This is a genomic window from Chelativorans multitrophicus, from assembly GCF_011317445.1.
GTDB lineage: Bacteria > Pseudomonadota > Alphaproteobacteria > Rhizobiales > Rhizobiaceae > Chelativorans > Chelativorans multitrophicus.
In genome coordinates, this window is sequence record NZ_JAAAPL010000001.1 from 1,531,726 (window position 1) to 1,554,627 (window position 22,902).

20 protein-coding genes are annotated in these 22,902 nt (G+C 63.1%); 10 read left to right on the top strand and 10 right to left on the bottom strand.

The features are described 5' to 3' along the window. Positions 1-27: 27 nt before the first annotated feature. Both GNP00_RS07450 and GNP00_RS07455 read left to right on the top strand, forming a co-directional pair. The gene (locus GNP00_RS07450; protein ID WP_011581744.1) at positions 28-1,206 is read left to right on the top strand and encodes a M24 family metallopeptidase; all 1,179 of its coding nucleotides are present in this window, start codon (positions 28-30) and stop codon (positions 1,204-1,206) included. After that, positions 1,193-2,389, top strand: coding sequence for a M20 metallopeptidase family protein (locus GNP00_RS07455; protein WP_011581745.1), 1,197 nt, complete (start codon positions 1,193-1,195; stop codon positions 2,387-2,389). Before GNP00_RS07450 ends, GNP00_RS07455 begins: the two co-directional genes overlap by 14 nt. A gap of 94 nt (positions 2,390-2,483) precedes the next feature. On the opposite strand, the gene GNP00_RS07460 is transcribed toward GNP00_RS07455, so the two are convergent. Further along, positions 2,484-4,265: an alpha-amylase family glycosyl hydrolase gene (locus GNP00_RS07460; protein WP_011581746.1), complete on the bottom strand. Its 1,782-nt coding sequence runs from the start codon at positions 4,263-4,265 to the stop codon at positions 2,484-2,486. A 273-nt stretch (positions 4,266-4,538) separates the two neighbouring features. Here GNP00_RS07460 and GNP00_RS07465 point away from each other — a divergent pair, with 273 nt between their 5' ends. The 6 genes from GNP00_RS07465 (at position 4,539) to GNP00_RS07490 (ending at position 9,572) form a co-directional block, all read left to right on the top strand. Beyond that, positions 4,539-4,751, top strand: a complete 213-nt coding sequence (locus tag GNP00_RS07465) for a hypervirulence associated TUDOR domain-containing protein (RefSeq protein ID WP_011581747.1) — start codon at positions 4,539-4,541, stop codon at positions 4,749-4,751. Between the two features lie 47 nt (positions 4,752-4,798). Further along, positions 4,799-5,794, top strand: coding sequence for a DHH family phosphoesterase (locus GNP00_RS07470; RefSeq protein WP_011581748.1), 996 nt, complete (start codon positions 4,799-4,801; stop codon positions 5,792-5,794). Then, positions 5,791-6,852: a UV DNA damage repair endonuclease UvsE gene (gene uvsE, locus GNP00_RS07475; protein ID WP_011581749.1), complete on the top strand. Its 1,062-nt coding sequence runs from the start codon at positions 5,791-5,793 to the stop codon at positions 6,850-6,852. The genes GNP00_RS07470 and uvsE overlap by 4 nt, the downstream gene beginning before the upstream one ends. A gap of 163 nt (positions 6,853-7,015) precedes the next feature. Then, positions 7,016-8,458, top strand: coding sequence for a cytochrome ubiquinol oxidase subunit I (locus GNP00_RS07480; RefSeq protein ID WP_011581750.1), 1,443 nt, complete (start codon positions 7,016-7,018; stop codon positions 8,456-8,458). A gap of 2 nt (positions 8,459-8,460) precedes the next feature. Next, the gene (gene cydB, locus GNP00_RS07485; protein ID WP_011581751.1) at positions 8,461-9,456 is read left to right on the top strand and encodes a cytochrome d ubiquinol oxidase subunit II; all 996 of its coding nucleotides are present in this window, start codon (positions 8,461-8,463) and stop codon (positions 9,454-9,456) included. Beyond that, positions 9,456-9,572 (top strand): DUF2474 domain-containing protein, encoded by a 117-nt coding sequence (locus GNP00_RS07490; protein ID WP_085953094.1) that lies wholly within the window; start codon positions 9,456-9,458, stop codon positions 9,570-9,572. The genes cydB and GNP00_RS07490 overlap by 1 nt, the downstream gene beginning before the upstream one ends. 42 nt (positions 9,573-9,614) lie before the next feature. Here GNP00_RS07490 and fdhF read toward each other — a convergent pair whose 3' ends face one another. The 4 genes from fdhF to GNP00_RS07510 all read right to left on the bottom strand — a co-directional run bounded on the left by fdhF (position 9,615) and on the right by GNP00_RS07510 (position 15,774). Beyond that, positions 9,615-12,404 carry a formate dehydrogenase subunit alpha gene (gene fdhF, locus GNP00_RS07495; RefSeq protein WP_011581752.1) on the bottom strand — a complete coding sequence of 930 codons (2,790 nt, stop codon included), beginning with the start codon at positions 12,402-12,404 and terminating at the stop codon, positions 9,615-9,617. Then, a complete protein-coding gene (locus tag GNP00_RS07500) occupies positions 12,404-14,077 on the bottom strand; it encodes an NAD(P)H-dependent oxidoreductase subunit E (RefSeq protein ID WP_011581753.1) in 1,674 nt (557 codons plus the stop codon). The genes fdhF and GNP00_RS07500 overlap by 1 nt, the downstream gene beginning before the upstream one ends. A 131-nt stretch (positions 14,078-14,208) precedes the next feature. Then, positions 14,209-14,484, bottom strand: a complete 276-nt coding sequence (locus GNP00_RS07505; RefSeq protein ID WP_011581754.1) for a sulfurtransferase TusA family protein — start codon at positions 14,482-14,484, stop codon at positions 14,209-14,211. Positions 14,485-14,517: 33 nt separating this feature from the next. Further along, positions 14,518-15,774 carry a molybdopterin molybdotransferase MoeA gene (locus GNP00_RS07510; protein WP_011581755.1) on the bottom strand — a complete coding sequence of 419 codons (1,257 nt, stop codon included), beginning with the start codon at positions 15,772-15,774 and terminating at the stop codon, positions 14,518-14,520. 145 nt (positions 15,775-15,919) lie between these two features. Between GNP00_RS07510 and GNP00_RS07515 the strand changes: the two genes are divergently transcribed. Then, on the top strand, positions 15,920-16,813 hold the full coding sequence (locus tag GNP00_RS07515; protein ID WP_011581756.1) for a formate dehydrogenase accessory sulfurtransferase FdhD: 894 nt from the start codon (positions 15,920-15,922) through the stop codon (positions 16,811-16,813). Further along, positions 16,803-17,429 carry a molybdenum cofactor guanylyltransferase MobA gene (mobA, locus tag GNP00_RS07520; RefSeq protein ID WP_011581757.1) on the top strand — a complete coding sequence of 209 codons (627 nt, stop codon included), beginning with the start codon at positions 16,803-16,805 and terminating at the stop codon, positions 17,427-17,429. Before GNP00_RS07515 ends, mobA begins: the two co-directional genes overlap by 11 nt. Here the strand turns inward: mobA and GNP00_RS07525 are convergent. The 5 genes from GNP00_RS07525 to GNP00_RS07545 are packed head-to-tail and all read right to left on the bottom strand — an operon-like array spanning position 17,426 to position 22,817. Then, entirely contained in the window at positions 17,426-19,375 is a 1,950-nt protein-coding gene (locus GNP00_RS07525) for a molybdopterin biosynthesis protein (RefSeq protein WP_011581758.1), read from the bottom strand. The genes mobA and GNP00_RS07525 overlap by 4 nt on opposite strands. Positions 19,376-19,383: 8 nt before the next feature. Continuing rightward, positions 19,384-20,511, bottom strand: a complete 1,128-nt coding sequence (locus tag GNP00_RS07530) for a molybdopterin-binding protein (protein ID WP_011581759.1) — start codon at positions 20,509-20,511, stop codon at positions 19,384-19,386. A gap of 41 nt (positions 20,512-20,552) precedes the next feature. After that, positions 20,553-21,380 (bottom strand): ABC transporter substrate-binding protein, encoded by an 828-nt coding sequence (locus tag GNP00_RS07535; RefSeq protein ID WP_011581760.1) that lies wholly within the window; start codon positions 21,378-21,380, stop codon positions 20,553-20,555. A gap of 18 nt (positions 21,381-21,398) precedes the next feature. Continuing rightward, positions 21,399-22,121 (bottom strand): energy-coupling factor ABC transporter ATP-binding protein, encoded by a 723-nt coding sequence (locus GNP00_RS07540; protein WP_011581761.1) that lies wholly within the window; start codon positions 22,119-22,121, stop codon positions 21,399-21,401. A 3-nt stretch (positions 22,122-22,124) separates the two neighbouring features. Beyond that, complete coding sequence (locus tag GNP00_RS07545) at positions 22,125-22,817, bottom strand: ABC transporter permease (RefSeq protein ID WP_011581762.1); 693 nt, start codon at positions 22,815-22,817, stop codon at positions 22,125-22,127. Between the last annotated feature and the right edge of the window lie 85 nt (positions 22,818-22,902).

Consider the following 22,902-nt stretch of genomic DNA (forward strand, 5'->3'; position numbering starts at 1 on the left):
CAGCCCATCGAACAGGACGTGTTCTCCATGATCGAGCTTCCCTTCGCCCGCCTCGAATATAGAAACAGGCTTCAGGCCATTCGCGCGGAGATGACGCGGCGCAACCTCGATCTTCTGATCGTCAACGACATCGCCAACCAGCATTACATCACGGGCTATGACGGCTGGTCGTTCTACACGCCGCAAGTCGTGCTCGTGCCTCTGGTCGATGAGGAGCCGGTCTGGATTGGCCGCGCCATGGACGCCGCCGGCGGTCTGCTGACCGCCTGGATGAAACCGGAAAACATCGTCGGCTACCCCGAGGACTACGTCCAGCGCGCCGATCGGCACCCGATGGATTGGATTGCTGCTTGGATTGCCAGGAAGGGCTGGGGCCGCGGCAATATCGGAGTCGAGCTTGAAGCCTACTACTATTCGCCGAAAGCGCATGCCCGCCTGACCGCCGGCCTGCCGAACGCCACCCTCCACGATGCCGACCTCCTGGTCAACTGGATCCGCAGCGTCAAGTCCGCCGCCGAGATCGACTATCTGCGCAAAGCCTCGCGCCTAGCCGAAGCGGCGATGACCGCAGCCTATGGCGCCGTCGCCCCCGGCGTGCGCGAATGCGACGCGATTGCCAAAATCCAGGCCGCACAGGTCGCTGGCTCGCCGGACTTCGCGGGCGACATTACCGCGCTTCCCCCGACCATTCTCGGCGGCGAAAACGCCTCCGCCCCCCATCTCATGTGGAGCGACCGCCGCTTTGGGGAAAATGAAACCGTCGCCCTTGAGCTTGCGGGGGCTGTGCGCCGCTACACCGCCGGGCTCGCAAGAACGCTCCAGCTCGGCAAGATGCCGGCCAAGGTCAGCGATACGGGCAAGGCCGTTCTCGAAGGCATGGAAGCCGTTCTCGCCACCATCAAGCCTGACGTGACGGCCGAGGCGGTCGAGGCGAGCTGGCGCCAGGTCATACAGCGTTATGGCCTTAAGAAGGAGTCGCGCATCGGCTATTCAATCGGTGTAGCCTATCCGCCGGATTGGGGTGAGCACACGATCAGCCTGCGCCCCGGCGACCAGACCATCCTTAAACCGGGCAACGTGCTGCATGCCATCCTCGGCATGTGGATGGATGGCTGGGGCATCGAGGTGAGCGAGACGATTCTCGTCACGGAGAATGGCTGCGAGACGCTGACTGACTTTCCTCGAGGGATCCATGTCAAAGCCTGATTCCAACGCAGTGATGATGGACGCAGCACTGGAACGCCGGATGATCGAAATCCGGCGTCACCTTCACCGCAATCCCGAGCTGTCGAACCAGGAACGCGAGACGCAGGCCTATCTGCAACAGGTTCTGGAAGAGGCGGGCCTGGATCAGGTCCGGCCAGTGGCGGGCTTCGGCCTTGCCTTGGATATCGTCGGCACGGCCGCCCCCTCAAACCGCAAGATCGTCATCCGCGCCGACATCGACGCATTGCCGATCCTCGAAACGTCGGGCGTGCCCTTCGCATCCGAAAAGCCGGGCGTGATGCATGCCTGCGGCCACGACGCGCACTCGGCCATGGGCTACGCCGCGGCTGTTCTTCTGGATCGGCAGCGGCAGACCTTTAGCGGCACCGTGAGGCTGATCTTCCAGCCTGCGGAAGAAGCCGAGCCGCTCGGCGGCCGGCGGGTCGTGCAAGAGGGACTTCTCGACGACATTGATGCAGCGATCGGCATCCATGTCGATCCCTATACGCCGACGGGGAAAATCGCGGTCGGCGCGGGCCCCTATACGCTCGCCTGCGACATATTCGATGTGGTGGTCACCGGCAATTCCGCGCATGCGGCCAAGCCCTCCGAAGGGGTTGACGCCATTACCGTCGCCTGTGCCATGGTGACTGAGCTGCAAAAAATCGTCTCGCGGGAAGTCGACCCGTATGACCAGCTGGTCGTCTCCGTGACCGGCATCGAAGGGGGCGGGGCTTATAACGTCATCGCCGCCGAGACACGGCTGAAAGGCACGATCCGCAGCGGCCGTGACGAAACTCGGCAAAAGGCGTGGCGCAGGTTGCGGCAGATCCTGGAGGGCGTGGCGGCAATCCATGGGGCCCGTGTGGAGGTGAAGCTGCAGCGCGGCGAACCGCCGGTTGTCAATGCACCGGAAATGGTAGACATCATCCGGTACGCGGGCGCCGCGGTCGTCGGCACGGAGAACGTGCTCGATGCGCCCGGATGGACGGCAGCCGATGACTTCGCATTCTACAGCGAAAAATGCCCATCCGTTTATTTCCGACTTGGCATTCGTAACGACAGCATCGACGCGGTCCACCCGCTCCATCACCCAAATTTCCGGGTAGACGAGGCAGCCCTTGCCAAAGGCGCGATGGTGCTTTGCACCGCTGCCAAGACGTTCCTCCTGCGGCTGGACTGATCGTAGCGTCAAAAGCAATACAGCGACGAGCCTCTAGGACCGCTGCACGCGGGCGGACGGGCATGGTCGCCATGATCTGCGACTGCTCGCCATGTCAGTCTTGTGAGAACACAAGCGCGGTGTAGGGACCTATCGCCACCTCTCCAGACCAGGAGAGCCCATCGCATTCCACGGCTTCGGCAACCACATCGTGGCTTTCGAAACTGCCGAAATCCGGGCTGTAGCCGCTCCAATCCGTGTTGAGACGGAGGTTCCAAAGGCCCTGCCTTGGAAAGCCCATGCGATAGGATGCATATGCCTGATGGCTGAAATTTGCGACGACGACGACATCGTCCCGCGGCCCGCCTTCGACCCACCGGTGAAAGGCGATAAGCTTCTTTTCCTCGTCGACCCTGAAGATTCGGGTATTTCGGCCAAGCAGGCCGGACGTGACCGACATTTGATTTCGGCGCAGGCGAATGAGATCGCGGTAGAGGCGGACGATGCCCTTGAATTCCTCGCTCTGATCCCAGTCCAGAGGAACCGTATCCTGGAACCATTCGCCTTGCAGAAACTCCTGGCCCTGGAACAGCATCGGAATGCCGGGGGCCGTAAGCATGAGCGCGGCACCCAGCGTTGAGCGCTTTTGCGCCGCCCAATGCGAAGGGTCGCCCGGCGCGATCTCATGCGGGATGCGAGCCTTTCCATTGGCCACTTCGTCATGGGATTCGGTATAGACGACCCGCTGGAAAGGATCCCCATTATAGGAATGGCCGAGCGCATGGGCGACGGTTCCCATGTGCCGGGACTCATCATCAGGCGCAATCAGCGTCTCGCGGATCGGGTGCACGAACTCAGAATCCCATTGCGCGCCGAACCCTGCGCCGCCTTCATCGACTGCGCCTGTGATTTCCGCCTTGTTGCGCAGGTCCTCGGCGATGGTAATGCGGCCGGGAAGGCGCTCGCGGATTTCGCTGTTGACCCACTGCAACAGGCTCCAGCCCTCGGGGATTGCATCGCCCTCATCCCCTTCGTCGCCGCGCACATTGCGAATGTAGAGCGTCATGTCGAAACGCAGACCGTCGAGATGGTACTCTTCGAGCCAGAAAAGGGCATTGTCTCGGATGAACTGGCGGACTTCACCGCGGCCGTAAACGGGACGCGTATCGCCCCATGGAGTATCGCTGCGCCAGTCGTTGTAAAAATAAATGCCGCCCTTGTCGTCTTCGCTCCAGCCGTCGAACTGCCAGAGATCGAGATCACTCGGCCCGAAATGGTTGTAGACCACGTCGAGGATGACAGCGATCCCCTGCTTATGCGCCGCGTTGATAAAGGCCTTGAAGGCAGCCGGCCCGCCATAGGAGCTTTCAATGGCAAAGATATGCGCCGGGTTGTATCCCCAGGAGATATCGCCGGCGAACTCCATCGCTGGCATAATCTGCACAGCATTGATCCCAAGGCGCTTCAGATGGGCAAGCCTTTCGGTGGCATCGTCGAACGTACCGAGCTCATTGTCTTGCGGCCGATGGAAGGTGCCGATGTGCATCTCGTAGATGACCAACTCGTTCCATGGCGGTGTTTCGAATTCGGCCTCATGCCAGTCGTCCTGCTGCTCGACGATGATGCCGTTGCCGACCGAATTCGTCACAGCGCGGGCATAAGGGTCAATGCGCGACAGGCGTTTTTCGCCGTTACGGATTAGGAACCGGTATTCGTCGCCGGGCTTTGCGGAAGGCAGGTCCGCGTACCAGAACCCGCCATCTTCGGCGGTCATCGGCGCGGCCTCGTCCGACCAGTCGTTGAAAGTGCCGACGACCGACACCGCGTCGGCATGAGGAGCCCAAACGCGGAATGCCACGCCGTTTCCGTGGACGATCGCGCCCATACCCTCTTGCATGATGGATTCTCCTTGAAGCCAGGCGCGAGCCGCATCGGCGGCTGTTCTGCGGCGGACTGTTGCAACAGCCACGGAGCCGTTTGGTTCCGACAGTCGAGCGCAGCGAGATCCTTATGGCTTCATGCATTTTCCGGGAACTCGTGATGCTGGCCCGAGTTTTTACCGAGGGTCTGCACAAGCAAGAGCCTCATTGGTCCATGCTGCAGCGGCAGCGGAACGATCTTCGACAAACCGTCGAGGAGCCAGGCACCAGGCCAAGTGGACAGGTGGCAAATGACTAAAAGCTTCAAAAAGGGCGACAAGGTCTCCTGGGACACCAGCCAGGGCGAGACGCATGGCAAGGTAGTCAAGAAGCAGACCTCTGAAACCTACATCAAGTCGCACAAGGTGGCCGCGTCCAAGGACGATCCGCAATACATCGTCCAGAGCGACAAGTCGGGAAAGAAGGCGGCGCATAAACCAACCGAGCTGAGGAAGAAGTCCTGACCGGGAGCGACACAGGCGAGGTCTTCCGCAGGGCAGTCGAGCAGTTTGTGCTCGACCTTCCGATCCTCATTCTTACTCACAATGACGCCGACGGCCTGTCGGCTGCCGCTTTGCTCGCGCGTGCTTTCACGCGCGCAGGCAAGGAGACGGGTGTTCGTATTCTGGGACGAGGCGAGAACCCGTGGATGGATGAGGTTCGAGCCGAAGTCGCCCAAACGCCCAAAGCGGGGCTGATCGTGACCGATCTTGGGATTCGTGCGGAAGTGATCGCCCCCGGAACCATCGTGGTTTTCATCGACCATCATGTGCCGCAAGGCTTTCCCACGGACGCCACGGTCATTTCCGGCTATGGCGAGCAGCCCACTCCGACCTCGAGTTTGCTGGCCTGGCGGTGCGCCGGCGTCATGGCCGATATCGACGATCTCCTGTGGCTCGCAGCTTTAGGCATCATAGGCGACCTGGGTAGCAATGCGCCTTTCGAGGAATTGGCGGTGGCGAAGCGACGCTATGGTGCGGCCGTTCTGCGAGAGGCGACCTCCCTCATAAATGCGCCGCGGCGGACAAGCACCGGCGATGCGCGTCCGGCCTTCGATCTGCTCGTGAAAGCCAAGTCACCGCACGAGGTCGTCTCCAGTGATCACCCGGAAACAAGAATTCTCCAGGGGGCCCGAGAGGAAGTTAGCACGGCTCTCCAAGCCGCCAAACGGACCCCACCGAAGATCAGGAACGGCGTTGCCCTGATCCTCTTTTCATCGCCCTGTCAGCTTCACCCGTTGGTTGCACAAGCGTGGCGCAGTCGCCTCAAGGGCAATATCGTGATCGCCGCAAACAGCGGATATCGCCAGGGCTGGGTACATTTCAGCGCCCGCAGTGCGACGGGCATCAACCTTGTGGAGTTTCTGCGTGAGAAAGCGCCGGCCGGCGCCGATGCGAACTATGGGAGCGGACATGAGCAGGCGACCGGCGGAGCGCTGCGGCCGGATGCCTGGAATGAATTCGTCGCCCGGCTCGGTTTTGGGCCGGAAGCAAGGGTCACGTCATGAGCGAAGGGCCGCTGCGACTTGGGTTCCCGGTCAAAGTGATGGGCGATCCCACACTCAAGAGCAATGACAGCCGCCGCTGGGCGAACAATCCGCACCTGAAAGTCTCGCTCGAGTATCTTGATGCGATCTTCGATTATCTGGTGCGCCATAACATCAATATGTATCGAATGTCTTCGGACCTTGCTCCCTATGCCACACATCCCGATATGCCACAGTTCCACGGCATGATCAGGCAAAGCGCCGGTGAACTGCAGGCGATCGGCCGCAAGGCTCGCGATCTGAACCTGCGGCTGTCGTTCCATCCCTCGCAATTCGTGGTGCTGAACAGCCCGGACGCGGAATTGGTCCGCAAGAGCGTCTGGGATCTGTCGGCGCAGGCCGAGATGCTCGACCTCATGGAACTCGGGCCGGAAGCTGTGGTCGTGATCCATGTGGGAGGCACCTATGACGACAGGCGGGAGAGCGCGGCGCGTTGGGTGAAAAACTGGGAAATACTGCCCGAGCACGTACGCCGGCGGCTGGTGCTGGAGCATGATGATCTTCGTTTCAGCGCTGCGGACGTGCTCTGGATTCACGAGCGGACCGGGGTGCGCCTAATCTTCGACTATCAGCACTTCTGCTGCCTCAATCCGGAAGGCCTAGATATGCGCGAAACCCTGGAGGCCATCCTGAAAACCTGGCCAGGCGGCGTTCGCCCAAAGATCCACTTCTCGACGCCGCGGACGGAGATGCGGGAGATAATCCGGAAGAACCGCAGGACGGGAAAGCAAGAGAAGATTCATGCCGCGCCCGTGTGGACGGCGCACGCCGACTTCTGCAATCCATTTGAGTTCTCTGGCTTCATGAGGATGGCCGCAGGGCTGAATTTCGATGTAATGCTCGAAAGCAAGGCAAAGGACCTGGCGCTGATCCGCCTGCGGCCCGACATGCTGCGCTATGCGCCGGACGTGGCGCCCCGGTTCGGCCTAAAACCTGCCGAGGCGGAGCGTCTTCACGAAGAGGAAGCTGCTCTGCTGGACCAGCAGACGAATGACATCGATCGTTCCGTGGTTGAATGAGGCTGGCGGGATCGCTCCGACGGCGCTCCCGTCTGGAGCCGCGCGGTCTTGCCGCCTTGCCAACGGCATCGTCAATGTAGTTGGCTTGCGGCCGTAAGGCGCCTTCGGCTTCGACTCGCCCTTGTTGCCCTCTCCGGTGAGCCCTAGTTTCGGTGCCAAAACGATGGAGGCGGACGTGCTTGATGGAATAGACGCGCTCTTGCTGGCCCGCGTTCAGTTCGCCTTCACCGTTTCCTTCCACTTCATCTTCCCGGCCTTCACAATCGGGCTGGCCAGTTACCTGGCCGTGCTTGAAGGGCTGTGGCTCTGGACGGGACGGACGGTCTTCCTCGACCTGTTTCGCTACTGGGTCAAAATCTTCGCCCTGACATTCGCCATGGGCGTGGTCTCCGGCATTGTGCTCTCATATCAGTTCGGGACCAATTGGTCCGCGTTCTCCGATCGCGCCGGGCCGATCGTGGGGCCGCTGATGGCATATGAGGTTCTCACCGCGTTCTTTCTTGAGGCGGGGTTTCTCGGGATCATGCTTTTCGGCATGAACCGCGTGGGCAAGGGCCTTCACTTCACCGCGACGCTCATGGTCGCCGTGGGAACCCTGCTTTCGTCCTTCTGGGTGCTCGCGGCGAACTCGTGGATGCACACGCCCGTCGGCTACTCAATTAGCGAAGCCGGCCAGTTCGTCCCGGAAGACTGGTGGCAGATCGTTTTCAACCCTTCCTTTCCCTACCGTCTCGTCCACACGGTCCTGGGTGCCTACCTCACCACGGCGCTCGTCGTGGGAGCGGTCGGCGCATGGCACCTGCTTCGGGAAAGCACCAATGAACGTGCGCGCGTGATGTTTTCCATGGCCATGGGCATGCTCATAGTCGCAGCGCCGATACAAGTTTTCGTGGGAGACTTGCACGGCCTCAACACACAGGAGCATCAGCCCGTCAAGGTTCTGGCACTCGAGGGACATTTTGAAAGCCATCCGAACGGCGCGCCGCTCTACCTGTTTGGCATCCCGGATCAGGAAGCAGGTACTCTGCGCTATGCGCTCGGCATTCCAAAGCTCGGCTCGCTCATTCTGCACCACAGCTTCGATGCGCCAATAGAAGGCCTGGAAACGGTTCCGCGCGAGGAATGGCCGCCGGTGGCGATCGTCTTCTGGTCCTTCCGCATAATGGTCGGCTTAGGCCTGCTTATGCTGGCCTTGGGCGGGCTGGCTCTATTCGCGCGGTGGCGGGGGAGACTTTACGACTGGCGCAATCTGCATCGCTTTGCTGTCGCGATGGGGCCGGCCGGCTTCATTGCAGTGCTGGCTGGCTGGGTCACGACAGAGGTCGGGAGGCAGCCATTTACGGTTTACGGGATGCTGAGGACGGCGGAATCGGTCTCACCGCTGGATGCACCTGCGGTAGCTTTCTCTCTTGTCGCCTTCATAGTCGTCTATTTCGCCGTATTTTCCGTTGGCACATGGTACATATTCCGGCTGATGGCGCATCTGCCGGTAACTCCAGAACCAGGACTGGAACCGGGGGATGCCCCGATCCGGACTGCGGGCATTACACCAGCTCCGGCCATTGACCCGGAGCGGACCATCGGCGCGACAAAGAAAGGGTGGTGATGATGGACCTGCCCACGCTTTGGGCCTTTATTCTGGCCTTTGCAGTTTTCGCCTATGTGGTTCTCGACGGGTTCGACCTCGGCATAGGCATCCTCTTCCCTACGCTCCAGCGGGGTCCCGAACGCGATCAGGCAATGAACTCGGTTGCCCCGATCTGGGACGGCAACGAAACCTGGCTGGTGATGGGCGGTGGCGGCCTGCTCGCCGCATTTCCCCTCGCCTACGCAATCATCATGCCCGCCGTCTATGCGCCAATCATCGCGATGCTGCTTGCATTGATCTTCCGAGGCGTCGCTTTCGAGTTTCGCTGGCGCGACCCGGGCCATCAATGGTTCTGGGACCTTTCGTTCGCAAGCGGGTCCATTTTGTCCGCTTTCGCCCAGGGCGTCACTCTCGGCGCATTGCTGCAGGGGATCGTCGTGGAAGGCAGGCAATATGGGGGCGGCTGGTGGGACTGGCTGTCCCCGTTCAGTCTGCTGACCGGCGTCAGCGTGGTTATAGGCTACGCGCTTTTGGGCTCGACCTGGCTGATTATGAAGACGGAAGGAGCGCTGCAGGAACACGCCTTCCGCTATGCCCGCATCACCGGAGCGGGGACTCTGGCCGCCATAGCCGCAGTCAGCCTCGCGACGCCATTCCTCGAAGAGGCTTATTACGAGCGCTGGTTCGCCTGGCCGCATGTCCTATTTACCGCCCAGGTGCCCCTGCTCGTGGTCATCATCGCGGGAGCGTTTGTCCTAAGCCTCCACCGTCGCAACGAGCGGCTGCCCTTTCTCCTCGCGCTGGCACTGTTTGCCGTCAGCATGGCGGGGCTGGGCATCAGCATTTTCCCCGATATTGTACCCGGGGCTGTCCGTATCCATGATGCGGCGGCGCCAGAGTCGAGCCTCATCTTCATGCTGATCGGAGCGGGTTTCCTCATCCCGATCATCATCGCCTACACCTCCTACTCCTACTGGATTTTCCGCGGAAAGGTGGGGCACGAGGGATATCACTGATGGCCGATGCTCCCGGGCCGCTTTGGCAGCGGCTTCTTTGGTTCGTCGGCCTTTGGATAGCTGGCGTGGCGGTCGTTGCCGCCATCGGCTACGGAATCCGCATGTGGCTGATTTGAATCAAGCCGGTGAAGCAATACCTGATCCGGCAGCCGTGAACATCATTCGGCAGCTTCGCCTCTGGAAGACGGCACAACCCGCGCGGCACAGTATTTGAACTCCGGAATCTTGCCGTAGGGGTCGAGCATCGGGTTGGTGAGCTTGTTCGCCGGGCTCTCATTGAAGCAGAAGGGCATGAACACCATTCCCTCGGCGACCTCCCGGTCGGCCCGCAGGATGGCCTCCACTGTGCCGCGCCGCGTCTCGACGGCGATCACATCTCCTTGTGACAGACCACGGCGCCTGATCTCGTATGGACTCATGGCGGCGATGCCGTAGGGCTCGATGGCGTTGAGCACGCCGGCGCGGCGCGTCATGGCGCCGGTGTGCCAATGCTCCAGCAGGCGTCCCGTGGTCAGCACCAGTGGGTACTCCTCATCCGGCACCTCGTCGGGCGGCAGGAGGTCCGCCGGCACAATGCGCCCTCGCCCATCGGTGGTCGGGAAGCCGGAGGAAAAGACGATCTCGTTGCCGGGAATGTCGGGGCCATCGGCCGGATAGATCACCGACTCCTCGCGCTCGATGCGCTCCCAGGAGATGTGCTTCAGCGACGGCATCACGCTGGCCATCTCGTTGTAGACTTCGGAGACATGGCCGTAATTCCAGCCGAGACCCATGCGGCTGGCCAGTTCGATGATGAGGTCGAGGTCCTGGCGCGCATCGCCGGGCAATTCAAGCGCCGGGCGGCCGATCTGCACTTGACGGTTGGTGTTGGTGTAGGTGCCAAGCTTTTCGGCATGGGCGGAGGCGGGCAAAACCACATCGGCATGCCAAGCCGTCTCGGTGAGAAAGATGTCCTGCACCACGAGATGCTCAAGCTTCGCGAGGGCTGCGCGCGCATGGCTCTGGTCGGGGTCGGACATCGCGGGGTTCTCGCCCATGATATACATGCCGCGAATCTCACCGTCATGGATCGCGTCGACGATCTCGACGACGGTGAGGCCGCGCTTGGGGTCCAGCGTCTGGCCCCAGAAGTTCTCGTACTGGCCCCGAGTATCGATGTTCTCGACGGACCTGTAATCCGGGAAATACATCGGGATGAGGCCGGCATCCGAGGCGCCCTGCACATTGTTCTGGCCGCGCAGCGGGTGGAGCCCGGTGCCGGGCCGCCCGACATGCCCGGTGATCAGCGCCAGCGCGATCAGGCAGCGCGAATTATCGGTGCCGTGCGTATGCTGGGAAATGCCCATGCCCCAGAAGATCATGGAGCGCTCGGCCTTGGCATAGGTGCGCGCCACCTCGCGCAGAACGTTCGCTTCAATACCGCAGACAGGCGCCATGGCCTCGGGCGAGAAGTCCCTGACCTTCTCCTTCAGCGCCTCGAAGCCCGAAACATTGGCCTGGATGTACTGCTCGTCATAGAGCTTCTCCTCGATGATCACGTGCAGCAGCGCATTGAGCATGGCGACGTCGCTGCCCGGCTTGAAGCGCAGCGCGTAGCTGGCATGGCGCATCAGCTCCTGGCCGCGCGGGTCCATGACAATCAGCTTTGTGCCGCGCTTGGCCGCCTGCTTGAAATAGGTCGCCGCGACGGGATGATTGGTGGCGGGCCGCGCGCCGATGATGATCACGCAGTCGGCCTTCAGCGCGTCCATGAAGGGCGCGGAGACCGCGCCCGAGCCGACGCCCTCCATCAGGGCTGCAACGGAAGAAGCGTGGCACAGCCGGGTGCAATGGTCCACATTGTTGGTGCCGAAACCCTGCCGCACGAATTTCTGGAAGAGATAAGCCTCTTCATTGGAGCCCTTGGCAGAGCCGAAGCCGGCCAGCGCCGCTCCGCCATGCTCGTCGCGAATGCGCTTGAGACCACCAGCGGCGCGCTCCAGCGCCTCTTCCCAGCTGGCTTCACGGAAAACCGTGAGCGGGTCGACGTTGCTCAGGTCGAGGTCGCCCGTCTTGGGAGCATCGTCGCGCCGGATTAGTGGCTTCGTCAGCCGCTCCGGCGACATTGCATAATCAAAGCCGAAACGGCCTTTCACGCAAAGCCGGTTCTCATTGGCAGGGCCGTTGCGGCCGTCGATCTGGACGATCCTGTTGTCCTTGACCGCAACTTTTGTCTGGCAACCGACACCGCAGAACGGGCAGACCGAATCGACGACCTTGTCGAACGACTGGACGACACGCGTCTTGCCCTCCCCGTCCATCAGCGACTTCTCGAAGAGCGCGCCTGTCGGACAGGCCTGAACACACTCGCCGCAGGTCACGCATGTCGAAAGGCCCATCGGATCGTGCATGTCGAAGACGGGAACCGAATGGTTTCCGCGCTCGGCCATGCCGATCACGTCATTGACCTGCACCTCGCGGCAGGCGCGTACGCAAGCGCCGCAGGCGATGCAGGCGTCGAGATTGACCGCGATGGCCGGATTGGTGACGTCGAACTCCGCCGGCACGCTGTCCTGGGCAAATTTCGAACCATATCGGTTCCCGGAAATGCCCATCGAGTTCGCCCATTGCCAGAACAATGACTGCTGGTCCGGGCCTTCAGAAACCGGCCGCATATTGCTGGCGAGAAGCTCGAACACCATTTCGCGCGATTTCCTGGCCCGCTCCGTACTGGTGTTCACTACCATGCCAGCCGTCGGTCTACGGATGCAGGAGGCGGCCAACACACGTTCTCCCTCGATATCGACCATGCAGGCGCGGCAATTTCCGTCAGGACGGTAGCCCGGCAAGTCGACATGGCAGAGGTGCGGGATCTTCGTGCCTTCGCGCTTGGCGACGTCCCAAATGGTCTCCTCCTCACCGGCGGTGACAGTTTTCCCATCGAGCGTGAAAGTGATGCCGTTTGCCATCAAAGATCATCCCAGAAATGGGTCAGGAGGTGATTGACCGGGTTGGGCGCGGCCTGGCCGAGGCCGCAGATCGATGAGTCGCGCATGACCGTTTCCAGGTCACGTATCGCGGTTTCGCGCAGCGGGCCTGGCTCTTTAAGGAGCGTGACCATCTTTTCGGTTCCCTCCCGGCAAGGCGTGCACTTCCCGCAGCTCTCATGTTTGAAGAAGTTCATGAGATTGAGGGTCACGTCCTTGAGGTTATCCGCCTGCGAGAACACCACGACCGCATGCGATCCGACAAAGGAGCCCTGCTTGGCGAGTTCGCCGCCGAAATCGAGCGGGATGTCGCCCAGCGCGGCAGGCAGGATACCACCGGAGGCCCCGCCGGGAAGATAGGCCTTGAACTCGTGGCCATCTGCCATGCCGCCGCAATAGTCCTCGATCAGCCCACGCGCAGTGACACCAGCAGGTGCGAGCTTTACACCCGGCTCCTTCACCCGTCCGGAAACCGACCAGGAGCGGACGCCCGGATGGCCCGGCTTGCCGAGGCCGGCGAACCAGTCCGGCCCCTTCTCGACGATGTCGCGGATCCACCACAGCGTCTCGACATTGTGGTTGAGCGTCGGGCGGCCGAACAGACCAACCTCGGCGATATAGGGCGGCCTGTGGCGCGGCATTCCGCGCCGCCCCTCGATGCTCTCCAGCATCGCGCTCTCCTCGCCGCAGATATAGGCGCCGGCGCCGCGGCGCAGTTCGATAAAGCCCGGCGCAACAATGCCGGCAGCCTCGAGCGCGGCGATCTCGGCGCGCAGGATGGCCAGCACCGCCGGATATTCGTCGCGCATGTAGAAATAGATCCGCTCGGCCTCCACCGCATACGCGGCGATCAGCGCGCCCTCAAAGGTACGGTGGGGATCACGTTCGAGATAAATCCGGTCCTTGAAGGTGCCGGGCTCACCCTCGTCGCCGTTTATCGACATCAGGCGCGGGCCGGGATAGGAGCGCACGATCTGCCACTTCTTGCCCGCCGGGAAACCGGCGCCGCCAAGGCCCCTCAGACCTGCATCGCCCAGCATGGCTATGACGGCGTCGATGGTCACGGCGCGCTCACGGATCTTCTGCAGGAGCTGATAGCCCCCTGCCCCGCGATACGCATCGAGCCCGATATACTCGGGCACCTTGACCCCCGTCTCGCCGGCAGCCGCCATGCCAAGCAGGCCCTCGGCAGTCGCTCCGTCAACCTCGCGATCTCCGACGCGGGCGGCGGGCGCCCCGGCGCAGCGCCCCATGCAGGGTGCCCGCATGATACGGATAGCCGCCGGATCGGCGCCTGCCTGCAACTCGGCGATGAGCGTCTCGGCGCCCGCAAGCATGCAGCTTACCGAATCGCAAACCCGGATCGTCAGCGCCGGCGGCGCCGCCTCTCCTTCCTTCACCACGTCGAAGTGGTCGTAGAAGGTCGCCACTTCATAGACTTCCGCCTGAGACAGCCGCATTTCCTCGGCCAGCGCACGCAGATGCCGCGCCGAAAGACAGCCGTAACGATCCTGGATCAGGTGCAGGAACTCAATGAGCAGGTCACGCCGGCGCTCGCGTGTACCAAGCAGCGTCCTGACCTCGGCAAGAGCGGCATCGTCGAGCGCCCGCCCCTTGGGTCCGCGATCCCGTGGCCGCCTTTCCTGCATGGTCATGCCCTCACCTCCCGAACAAGACGTTGCTGTTTACGACAATTGCAGCGGGCGAGCATGCTGAATATCAGGCACGATGATTCCCTGCACCGGCAGCGAGAGCATTATGGGACCGCAGGGTACCATGCAACCCATCATACCGCCGCAGGCTGCGCCTTCTCGATCACGAACACGATACGATCGCCGGCGCGTTCCGTCGATTCAAGACTGTCTCCCATCTCGTTGAGCAGATTGGGGATGTCTATGACGGCCAACGGGTCGGTGCAGTGGACCTCGAGCCGCTCCCCCGGCCTGAGAGCCTTGAGAGCCTTGCGGGTCTTGAGGGCTGGCAAGGGGCACTTCAGTCCCGTCAGGTCGAGCTTGATCGTCGTCACCATGATGCAGGCATGATGCCCTACCCGGCGCGCCATCGTCAATCACGCCACAGCTTGGCATGGTGCAGTTTAGAGCAGGCTCGAATAGCCGAGAAACTGCACCGTATCGCCCGGCTCCACCCGAGTGGTCTCCTCGCCGAGCTCGATCAAACCATCGGTGGCAACGAGAGACGACAGCAGCCCCGCACCCTCGCGCGGGAACTTGACCGCCTCGAACGAGCCGTCTTCAGCCGCACGAAGGCTTGCCCGCACATATTCGCGCCGCCCCTGCTTCTTGCGATAAGAGAAAGCCGCCCGCACAGCAGTCGAAACCGACTGCTCCGGCTGCGCTCCCGCAAGGGCGAGGATTGCCGGACGGGCAATATGAGCAAAGGTGACGAAACTCGCCACCGGATTACCGGGAAGTCCGATGAGCGGGGTTCCCTTGATCACACCCATGGCGACGGGCCGACCCGGTTTGATCGCCACACGCCAGAACACCAGGGTTCCGACGCTCTCGACGGCGGCCCTCACGCAATCCGCCTCGCCGGTCGACACGCCGCCCGAGGTGAGGATCAGATCATGCGTCGAGGCCGCGTCGCTCAATCGGCCGGCGATCATCCCCATGTTATCTGGCAGTATGCCGAGATCGGTGACGTCGCAGCCGAGGCGCATGACCATCGCCATCAACATGAAGCGGTTCGAATCAAAAAGCTGCGCCTGGCCGCGCTTTTCTCCCGGCGCGACGATCTCGTCTCCGGTCGAGAACACCGCGACGCGTATCCTGCGCCGGACTTCGACCCCGGTGAAACCAAGCGCGGCAGCAAGAGCGACATCTTGCGGCCGCATTCGATGGCCTGCCGGCAGAACCGTGTCGCCCAGGGCGATATCCTCACCTGCGGGCCGTACATTGGCGCCCCTTTTCAGCCCGGGCGGAAGGATGACCTTGCCAGAGTCGTTCACACGCACGTCTTCCTGCATGAACACCGTGTCGGCCTGCTCGGGCATTGGAGCACCGGTGAAGATGCGAACCGTTTGGCCGGGCGATACTGGTATGTCTGGAACCATCCCTGCCTGAACCCTCCCGACCACGGCAAAGGCCTTCTCGACGGTCTGCGGCAAGTCTGCGCCTCGTATGGCATAACCATCGACTGCCGAATTGGTGAAGGGCGGCAGCGGCAGCGGCGCTGTCATTTCCCTTGCAAGCACGCGCCCATCCGCAAGCACGAGGGGCACTGTCTCGGCCTCTTCCACGGCGCTTAGCTTGGAGGCTATCAGCGCGGCCGTCTCGGCAATGGACCGCATCGGTCCGCCGAAAGCGAAGCAATCATCCGAGAGTTGCACCATCTAGCTTCTTCAGCCCATCAGGAAGTGGAGCCCGTTACCATCGCGTACCAATCCTATGGCACTTTGGTCCTTCGTTTGAACAGGCTATAAGGTATAGGGTCAAGCCTGAGCCGGCGAGAGCCAGAATATGATCAACGAGGCTGCGATGCATCAGATAACAGGCCGGCCGAACCACTCCACGGTCATGCCGGACCCTCAGGACCCGCGGCTGACGGAGCTGGTCGAGGGCGTCGACCATACGGGCGAGGCGGTGCAGGTGCGCGTGCCGGTGGAGCGCGCCTTGACCCTTTATCTCAATGCGCAGGAGATCGTCACCATGATGACGATCAACGACTACCCCGAATATCTCGCGCTCGGCTACCTTCTGAACCAGAACATGCTCCTGTCCGACGATGTGGTGACCGGCGTCGAGTATGACGAGGACCTGCAGGTCGTGGTGGTCCGAACCGAGCGCAACACCGACTACGAGCAGAAGCTCAAGAAGCGGACGCAGACCTCGGGCTGCGCCCAGGGCACGGCTTTCGGCGACCTGCTCGAGGCGATTGAGGACATCACGCTTCCCGCCGCGGAACTGCGCACCTCCTGGCTCTACGAGCTGACGCGCAAGATCAACATCACTCCCTCGCTCTATCTGGAGGCAGGAGCCATCCATGGCTGCGTCCTTTGCAAGGAGGGAGAGGCGATCTGCTATATGGAGGACGTGGGCCGCCACAACGCCGTCGACAAGATCGCCGGCTGGATGTACCGGCATGGAGTCGATCCGGCCGACAAAATTCTCTACACCACCGGACGGCTGACTTCCGAGATGACGATCAAGACCGTGCGGATGGGCATCCCCGTCCTGGTCTCCCGTTCCGGCTTCACGGCCTGGGGCGTGGCGCTGGCCCGCGAGGTGGGACTGACGCTGGTTGGCCGCGCGCGCGGCAAGCGTTTCATCGCGCTTTCCGGACAGGAGCGGATCGTCTTTGACCAGGACCTTGCGTCGGTGAACGAAGAAGCACCGCGCCACCGCCGCAAAGGCGCAGAGCATGATGAGTAATCTGCCTTCCACCTTGTGCGTGGTGCTGGCCGGCGGCCTGGGCCGGCGCATGGGCGGAGGGGATAAGCCAATGCGCGAGATCGGCGGACGTGCGATCCTAGACCACGTCATCGAGCGGCTGGAGCCGCAATGCGATGGCCTTCTGCTCAACGCAAACGGCGACCCTGCCCGCTTCGCCCGTTTCCGGCTTCCGGTCATTGCTGACCCGGTCGAAGGCTATCCAGGCCCGCTCGCCGGCATACTCGCGGCGCTCGAATGGACGGCGGCGAACAGGGCGGGCGTCGAATGGGTGGTCAGCGCCGCCGGCGACTGCCCGTTTCTGCCGCGCGACCTCATCACCCGTCTGCAGGAGGCGCGCTTGGCCGATGGCGCTGACCTGGCTGTGGCGGCATCCGGCGGTCAGGTGCATCCGGTTATCGGGCTCTGGAAGGTTGCCTTGCGCGACGAACTGCGTCATGCGCTGGTCGAAGAGGATCTCCGCAAGATCGACCGCTGGACCGCCCGTTACCGGCTTGCGACTGTCTCCTGGCCGCATGAGCCGGTGGATCCCTTCTTCAACGCGAACACGCTCGATGATCTTGCCGAGGCCGAGCGGCTGACGACGCAGGCCGACTAGTCAGCGCGGGTAAAGCCCGCCTCCTCCAGCGCCGCTTGGATCTCCGGCAACTGGAGAGTGGCAAGAAAGGCCTGCACCGCGGGCCGCTCCTTACGGGCCGAGACCAGCGCGAAATCATAGTGCTCTTCCGTCAGCGGTATGAAAGCAAGCCCCGCCGCATGCGCTACCGGCGCGATGGTGACACCCCAGTCGGCACGTTCCTGCGCGATCGCCGCAGCGACGGCATTGTGCGAGCGCGGCTGGTTCCAGTAGCCGTCCGGGCGCGCCGAGCCGAGCAGTTGATCGATCAGGATGCGCGTTCCCGAGCCTTGATTGCGGTTGACCATCATGCAATCGGGATTACTGAGCGCGGCGCGGATCGCCTCCTCCGCGCTCATCCCTCCAAAACGCTTGTCGCCCTGGCGGAACGCAAAGCCCTGCATGCGCCGCCAGCCCGGCACCAGTTCGAGGCCATCGCCGAGGAACGGCGCGTTGTAGCTCTGCGTCTTCGGGTCGAAGAGATGGATCGGCGCGAGGTCGCATTCGCCGCGTTTCGCGGCGGCAAGCCCACCCAGGCTCCCGACCGCTAGGGAGCGGACCGATGTTCCTCCGCGAGAGAGCGCCCCGACAACAAGGTCGAGGCCCGTGCAGTGGCTGCCGATGACGACGAGGTCGGGCACGCGGACCTGCGGCGTGAACAAAGTCACCGGCAATTCACTGCCCGCGGGAATGTGATCTGCCAGGGCCTCGATGCGGATGAATCCATCTGCCTGGGTGAAGGACGTAATCGCCCCCGAGCCCTTGCCCGTCGGGTAGGCCGCGAGGCCTTCCTGCCCTTCAACCAGCGAGACCATGACGAACTCGGTGCGTCCGACCTCGGACGCCACGCGGAACGGCACCCGCGCCGCGACCTGCGCGTCGACGCGCGGCGGCAGTCCGGCCATGCGCCGCAGCACGGGCACGATCATGTCGTGGAATGTGAACATCGCCGAAGTGGGAAAACCCGGCAGGATGACGACCGGCTTGCCGTCGCAGACCGCGAGGCAAAGCGGCTTGCCCGGTTTCAGCGCCACGCCGTGCGCGATAACGCCTGGGCTGCCGAGCCGGCCGAGAATGCGATAGCTGACATCCCCTGCTCCCTTCGACGTGCCGCCCGAGAGGATCAGCATGTCGTGAGCCGCGAGCGCATCGCGCATGGCTCGTTCGAGCGCAGCCTCGTCGTCCGGAAAGGCGCCGAGGAAGTCCGCCTCGCCACCATTTTCAGTGACAGCCGCGCTAATGATCGGGCCATTGGCATCGTAGATGCCGGCCTGACGCAATGGCGCACCGGGTTGGACAAGCTCGTCGCCGGTGGAGAGTATCGCGACGCGCGGCCTGCGAGCCACCGTTACCCGCGAGACCCCGCAGGCGGCAAGCATGCCGATCTCGCGCGCGCCGATTACGGTTCCGGTGCGCAGCACGACCTCGCCTCGCGCCATATCCGAACCGGCGTTTGAAACGAACTGGCCGGGGGAGACGCCGCGCCTCACCTCGATCAAGCCGGCCTCTGCCGGCTGGGTGTGCTCCACCATTATGATTGCGTCGGCGCCACGGGGCATTGGGCCGCCGGTCGCGATGGCCGTGGCGGTGCCAGCCAGTACCGGCAGCTGCGGAACGGTGCCGCAGGCGATGGACTCCGCGTTTAGCGTGAGCCGGGCGGGAAGCGCTTCCGATGCGGCGGCGAGATCGGCGGCGCGCACGGCGAAGCCGTCAACGTTGGAGCGGTCGAAGGGCGGCACGTCGATCGGCGCTGTCACGTCTCCGGCAAGCGCCAGCCCAAGTGCCCCGGCCAGGGTCCGTTCTTCGGTCGGGATCGCCCATGGAAACACTGCTGCCTCAAAGCGGGCCAGCGCCTCCTCGCGCGACAAGATCGTTAGGAACTGCTCCTGATGGGAATCGTGCCGGATGGAGTTGGGAGACTGAGACATGTCCGGGCTCAATTCATGCTGCGGAGCGGAAAAGCTGCGACAGGCGTGCCGGCGGCATATCCCTCGCTGTCATCCGGCACCGCAAGCCAGGCGTCAGCCAGCCGCATGGCGTCCAGCGAGAAATTACCGACAGCGAGCGGCGCCCACGCTCCTTGCTCCAGGCCAAGCAGGGCGATCTCGCTTAATCCGATGGCTGACGGGACCTTCCGCGACAACGGCAAGGTGATGCCGCTCCGTTCGGAACGGCCGGACAAGTGATCGAGGACTGGCTGGACGAGTGCGAGAAAGGCGGCAAAGGCCTGGTCGGGCGAGCCGGGCAACGCAATCACCGGAACTTTTCCGAGCCGGCCGATTGCCGTGGTCCCGCCGGGCCGCAAGGCGAGCCGGTGCGCAATCAGCACCCCGCGCCGCGCAAGCGCCTCGGCGGTCATATCGGAGCGACCGTCGCCCGTGCCTCCGATCAGGAGGAGCAGGTCGCAGCTCTCTCCATCAAGCGCGGCGGCAATCGAGGCTGCGTCTCGCGCCGTGGTTTCCATCGCGGTAACGGTCGCGCCCGCCTCCATCAGATACTCGGCGACGAACTGCCCCGAGAAGGTCTCCTGGCTCACGGCGGCGACATTTATCATGTGAGCACGCGGAGTCCGCACGGCAAGCTTGTCCAACCCTAGCCTCCGCGCGACCAGCAGGTCGATGCTGCAGATCATATTTCCTGCAACGGCCGGCGGGCGGCCGGCCGCCAAATCCTCGCCCGCCCGACGCATGCCTTGGCCGGGCGCGGCCTCGCCGACGGCCTGGGCCATCGGGCCGCTGCAATCGACCAGATCTGCTTCGAGTACGCAGTCACAATCCTCCGGCATGACTTCGCCCGTTTCCACCCAGATCGGAACCGTAGGCAGCGCCAGTGGCGAATAGGAAGACGCTCCCACAAGATCCAGCGCCCGGCACGCCCAGCCGTCGATGGCAGCGATATTCCGCTGGGGCTGCGCCGCTATGCCCGGCATCTCGGCGGCAACGCGGCCCAGCGCCTGTTCGAGCGGCACAAAACAAGGGGCAACCGGCCTCACGCCATCAAGCAGTGCGGCGAGCGCCGCTTTGAGATTGGTCAGAATGCCGGCTGGAGGAGGCGTCGTCATCATCTCCCGATGATGGACAGTCGCCAAGGGGTTTGCAACTGTCCTCAGGAACGATCCTGCTCCGCGTTCGGGAAGAACAGCTGCTGGCCACCAATCTTATATTCGCCGATCGCTTGCTGACCCTCAGGCGAGATCAGCCACTCGATGAAACGCTGCCCGGCCTCGGCCTGGACGCTCGGGTGCTTCTCCGGGTTGACCAGCATGACCCCATACTGGTTGAACAGTCGCCTGTCGCCCTCGACCATAATGTCGAGATCGCCGCGGTTCTTGAAAGACAGCCAGGTGCCGCGGTCGGACAGCACATAGGCATTCATGGCAGAGGCCGTATTGAGCGCCGCGCCCATTCCCTGCCCGATCTCCTTGTACCACTGCCCCTTGGCGGTTTCGATGTCCACGCTGGCCGCCTCCCAGAGCTTCAGTTCCGCGGAATGGGTTCCGGATTTGTCGCCGCGCGAGATAAACGGCGCTTGCCTGCTCTGGATTGCGACAAGCGCAGCCGCGATATCGCCGCTACCGCCGATGCCCGCAGGATCACTCTTAGGACCGATCAAGACAAAATCGTTATACATCACGTCGAAGCGCCTCACACCGAAGCCTTCTTCGATGAACTTCTCCTCCTGTTCCCTCGCATGCACGAAGACCACATCGGCATCGCCGCGCCGCCCCGTATCGAGCGCCTGGCCGGTTCCCTGGGCGATCACCTTCACCTCGATGCCCGTTTTCTCTTCGAATAGCGGAAGAATGTGATCGAAGAGGCCGGAATCCTGCGTCGAGGTCGTCGAAGCGACGACAATGGACTGGTCCTGGGCGGCGGCAACTCCGGCCAGCATGAAAAGCGCGGCAAGCGCAGAGAACATTGGGCAGGGCAGCATTCCAAACTCCATCGTTGATCAGATAACGAGTTCGCCCTGCACGAAGGCTGCGGCTTCCGGGGTAGCGGGACGGTCCAGGAAGTCCGCTGCGTCGGCACGCTCACAAATACGCCCCCGAACAAGAAAGAGGACGTCCCCCGCGAGCCGGCGTACCTGGCCGAGATCGTGTGACGCCATGACGATCTTCGTGCCGGATTGGGCGGCGGCGAGAATGATTTCTTCCACGAACCGGGTTGCTGCGGGATCAAGGCTCGCGGTCGGCTCGTCGAGAAGCAGGATTTCCGGCTCACGCGCCAAAGCGCGCGCAAGCGCCAGACGCTGCTGCTCACCGCCGGAAAGGCGGCGCGCGGGGCGGGACGCGAGGGCGAGCAATCCCACGCGGTCGAGCAGCTCTTCGGTGCGCCGGGCGCGGAGCGCGCGCGGACACCCGGCCTGCGCGAGGCCGTAGGCGACATTCGCGGCGGCAGAGCGGCGAAGCATCACCGGTTTCTGGAACACGATCGCGCGCCTTGTTTGCGGCAGATGCGTTCGGCCGCCCCAGCTCACAGTTCCCTTGGACGGAGCGGCGAGCCCCATGCAAAGCCGCAGCAGGGAGGTCTTTCCCGAGCCATTGGGGCCAACGATCAGCGTCGGCGCCCCTGGCATGATTGTGAGGTTGAGGCGGTCGAGTATGGTCGTGCCGCCGGCCGCCAAAGAGACACCGTCGAGGACGAGAGGAAGATCGCTTGGGGCAGCGCGCATTGGTCAGCCCGCCCGCCGCTCGGACCAAAGCCGCACGCCCCAGGCGGCGGCGTTGATCAGGAGGATAAGAACGATCAGAACGAGGCCCAGCCCCATCGCAAGCGGCAGGTTTCCCTTTGAAGTCTCCAACGCGATGGTGGTGGTCATGGTGCGGGTGAAGCCGTCGATATTGCCGCCGACGATCATAACCGTCCCGACCTCGGCCGCCGCCCGCCCAAAGCCCGCAAGCAGCGCCGTGACAAGGCTGAAGCGGCCGTCCCATAGCAGGGTCGCGACCTGGCCTGCCGGTCCGACACCCATCGCGGTCAGCTCCTCGCGGTATTCGAGCCACAGATCCTCAATCGTCTGGCGCGTCAGCGCGGCGATGATCGGCAGCACCAGGAGCGACTGCGCGATGACCATGGCGGCCGGCGTGAACAGGAGCCCAAGCTCTCCGAGCGGCCCTGACCGCGACAGCAGCAGATAGACGGTGAGCCCCACCACAACCGGCGGCAGGCCCATGAAACCGTTGAGGACCACGACAATGGCCGAGCGCCCGGGAAATCGCGCCAGCGCCAAGAAAGCGCCGAGAGGGAGCCCCACGATTACCGCGATTGTCGCGGCGGCCATGCTGACCGAAAGCGACAGTCGCACGATCGAAAACAGCGTCGCATCACCAGACGCAATAAGCTGCCACGCGCTGACTGTTTCCGACATTGCCGCTTCGCCTCTGCACGAACCGGATCATTTTCGCTTTGATTCCGTGGAAGTCAATTTATTGAACTCAAGCAGAAATTTGCAT